The sequence below is a fragment of the Arachnia propionica genome, assembly GCF_003932785.1.
In the GTDB taxonomy this organism is placed as follows: Bacteria; Actinomycetota; Actinomycetes; order Propionibacteriales; family Propionibacteriaceae; genus Arachnia; species Arachnia propionica_B.
In genome coordinates this window covers 1-4,558 of the sequence record NZ_RQYT01000075.1, presented here as the reverse complement: position 1 = coordinate 4,558, position 4,558 = coordinate 1, and the positions used below count along the sequence as shown (strand labels likewise).

At 60.8% G+C, this 4,558-nt stretch carries 5 protein-coding genes; all 5 read left to right on the top strand.

Annotated features, from left to right (window positions below; genetic code table 11):
- Positions 1-212: 212 nt before the first annotated feature.
- Genes dltA through EII35_RS15145 form a run of 5 tightly spaced genes read left to right on the top strand, consistent with a single transcriptional unit; the run spans position 213 to position 4,456 of the window.
- Entirely contained in the window at positions 213-1,700 is a 1,488-nt protein-coding gene (gene dltA, locus EII35_RS15165; RefSeq protein ID WP_185744389.1) for a D-alanine--poly(phosphoribitol) ligase subunit DltA, read from the top strand.
- On the top strand, positions 1,697-2,842 hold the full coding sequence (dltB, locus tag EII35_RS15160; protein WP_125229298.1) for a D-alanyl-lipoteichoic acid biosynthesis protein DltB: 1,146 nt from the start codon (positions 1,697-1,699) through the stop codon (positions 2,840-2,842). Before dltA ends, dltB begins: the two co-directional genes overlap by 4 nt.
- Before the next feature lie 12 nt (positions 2,843-2,854).
- Positions 2,855-3,094 carry a D-alanine--poly(phosphoribitol) ligase subunit DltC gene (gene dltC / locus EII35_RS15155; RefSeq protein WP_221739785.1) on the top strand — a complete coding sequence of 80 codons (240 nt, stop codon included), beginning with the start codon at positions 2,855-2,857 and terminating at the stop codon, positions 3,092-3,094.
- Entirely contained in the window at positions 3,091-4,254 is a 1,164-nt protein-coding gene (locus EII35_RS15150) for a D-alanyl-lipoteichoic acid biosynthesis protein DltD (RefSeq protein ID WP_125229297.1), read from the top strand. The genes dltC and EII35_RS15150 overlap by 4 nt, the downstream gene beginning before the upstream one ends.
- Entirely contained in the window at positions 4,217-4,456 is a 240-nt protein-coding gene (locus EII35_RS15145; RefSeq protein ID WP_125229296.1) for a hypothetical protein, read from the top strand. The genes EII35_RS15150 and EII35_RS15145 overlap by 38 nt, the downstream gene beginning before the upstream one ends.
- The last annotated feature ends 102 nt before the right edge of the window (positions 4,457-4,558 follow it).

Here is a 4,558-nt window from a genome sequence, read left to right as displayed (position 1 = left end):
ATCTTGCCTTCCACACGGGCAAGCTTCGCGCTCAAACTAGCTGAGGCACCGACCCCACCCACGCGCTCAAACTAGCTGAGGCACGTCGAGGTCTACGTGGGTGCGACACTAGGATGGTTTCGTAGGCAGTGCTCGTCTCGGAAGTGGCGCAAGGGCGAGAAGCTATACTTCCCGGGGCGTCAGGAGACCGTCAGCAACACGGGGAGGTAGGCATGGACCTCATCGAGGCCTTGGCCCGGCATGCAGAGGCGACGCCTCACCGGGTCGTTCATGCATGGCGTGGGCAGCAGCTCACCTTCGGTGACCTTGCGAGACGTTCCGATGACCTGGCGTTACGCCTCGTAGCGGAGGAGGTTGAGGCGGGACGCCCCATCGTGGTGTACGGCCACAAGCAACCGGAGATGCTCGTGGGTTTCCTTGGATGTGTGAAGGCTGGGCATCCCTACATCCCGGTGGACAGTTCAACTCCTGGGGCCCGAGTCCAGGCAATCATCGAGGCTTCCCGAGCCTCCCACCTGGTGGCTGTCGAAGCGGCTGAGGTGAAGAGCGTGAAGATCCTCCCGGTAGACGGTCCCTCCCCGAGTGGCCAAGGGAAACCCCAACCCGTGGCGAAGGACGACCCCTTCTATGTCATCTACACCTCGGGTAGCACCGGAACCCCGAAGGGGGTGCAGATCAGTCGCCGTAGCATCAGCAATTTCGTGGGGTGGCCGCTGGGGCTGCTCCCCCCGATGCCCGCTGACGGTCATGTCTTCCTCAACCAAGCGCCCTTCTCCTTCGACCTTTCGGTCTATGAGTTGTCCATGGGTCTTGCTTCCGGGGGGCGGATCCACAGCGTGGATCGCGACCACATCGCTCGGCTTCCTGAGCTGTTCGACGACTTGGCTGGCTCCGGAGTGACAGTGTGGATCTCCACACCGTCGTTCGCGGACCTCTGTCTGGCGTCGGCCGCGTTCTCCAAGGATCTCCTCCCCGAGTTGCGCACCTTCCTGTTCTGCGGTGAGACGTTGAGCCGTGAGACGGTCGAGGAGCTCAACCGACGATTTCCGCAAGCCAAGGTGTTCAACACCTACGGGCCGACGGAGTCCACGGTGGCTGTCACCGCCGTCGAATGTGACCGGGAAGTGCTGGCCCGGCATGAGGTACTCCCCGTCGGAGTTGCCCGCGAGGGAACCGTCATCCATATCCTTGATCCTGAGGGAAACCCGGTGCCTGAGGGCGAGATGGGTGAGATCGTCATTGTTGGGGACACCGTGAGCCTCGGCTATCTTGGTGAGCCGGAACTGACTGCCCAGAAGTTCACGGTCATCGATGGTCAGCCTGCTTATCGCACCGGCGACGCCGGGCGCATGGACGGCGGCATGCTGCACTTCGGTGGTCGGCTGGACTTCCAGGTGAAGCTCCACGGGTATCGCATCGAGATCGAAGACATCGAAGCCAATCTGCGTCGACTCCCGGGTGTGCTGCACGCTGCGGTGCTGCCCGTCTCGAAGAACGACGGACCAATCTCCCACTTGCACACCTTCATTCAGGTGGCGGAACTGCCGGCAAGCCCACTTCGACACACACTTGGACTTCGAACCTCGTTGAAGGAGTACCTGCCGGACTACATGATCCCCAAGACCTTCTCCTACCTTGAGGCGATGCCTCTCACGGCCAACGGCAAGGTGGATCGTGCCGTGTTGAGGGATCAACTGTGATCACAGCATTTGGGGAGGCCGCGTTCTTCCTGGTTCTGGCGGTGGTGGCGCTCCCGGCGGTGGTCTTGGGGCTGATGGGGCGGCGCATCAAACTCTACGGATTGGTCGCGACGCTGGTCATGTGTGGCCTTCTCGTGGCAGACAACAAGCGACAGTTGGTCCTTCTCGCCGCCTTCCTGGTGGGTGAGATGATCCTCATGAAAGCTCACCTCTGGTTCATTCGAAAGCACGGTAACAAGCACGTCTGGGAGCGTCGTCTTGCGGTGGGGCTGTCCCTGCTTCCGTTGGTGCTGGTCAAGCTCTCGGGGATCATGGAGTTCCCCAGCCTTGCCTTCATCGGTGCCTCCTACCTGACCTTCCGTGCGGTGCAGGTCATCCTGGAGATCTCTGACAAGCTCATCAAGGAGATGAGCCTTCTGGATCACCTGTACTTTCTGGCGTTCTTCCCAACTCTCAGCTCGGGGCCGATTGATCGTTCCCGGCGATTCCTGCAGGATGCCGAGCGACGTTACCAGCCCGGCGAGTACGCAGGTCTGGTGGGGCGCGGACTCACCTGTCTCGTGGGTGGAGCCTTTTACAAGTTCGCGGTCGCGGGTCTCATCGCCCCCCGCCTCGCGGAGCTGGGGACCGGGAGGCTTGAAACCGTCATCTACATGTACCTCTACGGGGCCGACCTCTTCTTCGACTTCGCCGGGTACTCCCTGATGGCCGTGGGCGCCTCCTACCTCTTCGGCATCAGGACTCCGCACAACTTCCGGATGCCATTCGTGTCGGAGTCCATCAAGGAGTTCTGGAATCGTTGGCACATCACGCTGTCGTTCTGGCTGCGGGACTACGTGTACACGCGGTTGCTCATGGCGATGCTTCGACGCAAGATCTTCAAGGACAAGGTTCGCGCCGCCCACGTCGCGGTCATGGTGAACATGACCCTCATGGGTGTGTGGCACGGTAGTCAGTGGTACTACATTGCCTACGGTGCGTACCATGGGGTTCTCCTGGTGCTGAACGATGTGTGGGAACGTCGCAGCCGCTTCCACAACAGGCATCAGGGGAAGGTCTGGTACCGGCTGCTCGGGATCCTCGTGACCTTCCACCTCGTCCTGTTCGGCTTCCTGCTGTTCTCCGGCCGACTTGCCAACTGATAGGAGATGTTCATGAGTGACATCAAGGCCAAGGTTTCCTCGCTGCTGGTCGGTGTGTGTGGCACCGAGGAGATCCTTGCTGAGCCCGATCTCGACCTGTTCGAGGCAGGCCTGATGGATTCGATGGGTTTCGTGGAACTGTTGTACGGGTTGGAGACCGAGTTGGACGTGGTCATCTCGCCGACGGAAGTGGATCGTGATGACGTGTCGACGTTGAACAAGATCGTCGCTCTGGTGAGCGAGAGGTCATGAGCCAGGGCCTCCGATGTCGACTGCTCGGGGCGTTGCTGGGCTCGGCCCTGTTCCTCGGATTCCTTGCAAGCCCCGGCCTGCGTATCGGTGCAGGGTTGATCGCGGCGGGAACCAACCCTCCACAGTCGAGTCGGTGGCTGTTCTACAACCTGCGTGGGAACCCGGCGGGTGCTCCGGTCGGTCTTCCCCTTGCGGTGTCGAATGCACCTTCGGGTAACCAGAGTCTCCTCGTGCTTGGTTCGTCGGAACTGGGGGCCGACGTCACCCAGAATCCCGGAAGTTTCCTGCCCGAGCATGCGTCGGACTTCGACTTGTTCCTTTCCGGGAGGGGATACACGCAGTCGCTCTTCCAGGCCATCAATCTCTCCGCCACGGCCTCGGGCTCGAAACTGGACAAGGTGGTGCTGGTGCTCTCGCCCCAGTGGTTCACCCCAGAGGGCAGCCTCCCAGAGGCCTTCCAGACTGTGTTCTCGGCGGAGGGTTACTTCCGGATGCTGAATGACCCGAAGCTTCCGCCGGACCTGAAGGAACGCATTCGTAATCGTGCTGACACCTTGCGAGGGGTGTCCACAGGGGGAAACGTGTTGCAGAACAACGCTGCAACCCTCTGGGTGGAAGGGCGTGCTGAGACTGCGAAGTTGGGGGTGGAGGCCGGGCCGTGGCGGCTTCCTTATGGCAGCGGCGGTGACGCGAAGCCTGTGAAGGACGTCGACTGGGACACGCTCATCGAGGAAGCCCGGGCTGAGGGCCAGGAGTTGGCCACCAACGAGTACCACATTCGTGACGACTACTACCGGGACTACCTTGGGCCTGCGGTCGAGGAGACCAAGGGGAAGATGGCTCAGACTGACTACGCCCAGGAATCTCCGGAGTATCACGATCTGGAGCTCTTCCTGGAAGTCGCTCGTTCGCATGGCATCGAGGTGATGCTGGTCAACGTCCCGATGCACGGGAAGTGGTATGACTTGGCTGAATACCCGGCAGATCGTCGTGCCCAGTACTATCAGCGCATTCGTGACTTGGCGGCGAAGTGGGACGTGCAACTGGCAGACTTGTCGGAGTACGAGTATGAACCTCATTTCTTCGTCGACACTCAACACTTGGGGTGGGTAGGATGGGTACGTGTCATCAGGGCCTGTGTTGATTTCGCGCGCGCTTGACTGGCTGCAGGACTATGGTCAGCAGCCGGTTGTCAATCCACTTCGCGTGAAGGACGGGGTGCTTCCCTCGGTTGAGGACCCCGGTCCGAAGCTGGGGACGTGGGCTTGGACGCTCCTGATCGTGGCCGAGCTGATCGCCATCTTCGTTGTGTCAACCTTCTTCGCTGCTCAAGGAGCAGGTTTCATCTACGAGGAGTTCTAGTGTCGCGTGTCGTGAAGCGCCTGAGGTTTTGCGCCGCTCCTATGCGGGTTCTTTCTCTTGGACAGTAGCAGCATAGTGGATGGTTTCGTGGTGGGCGGGGGT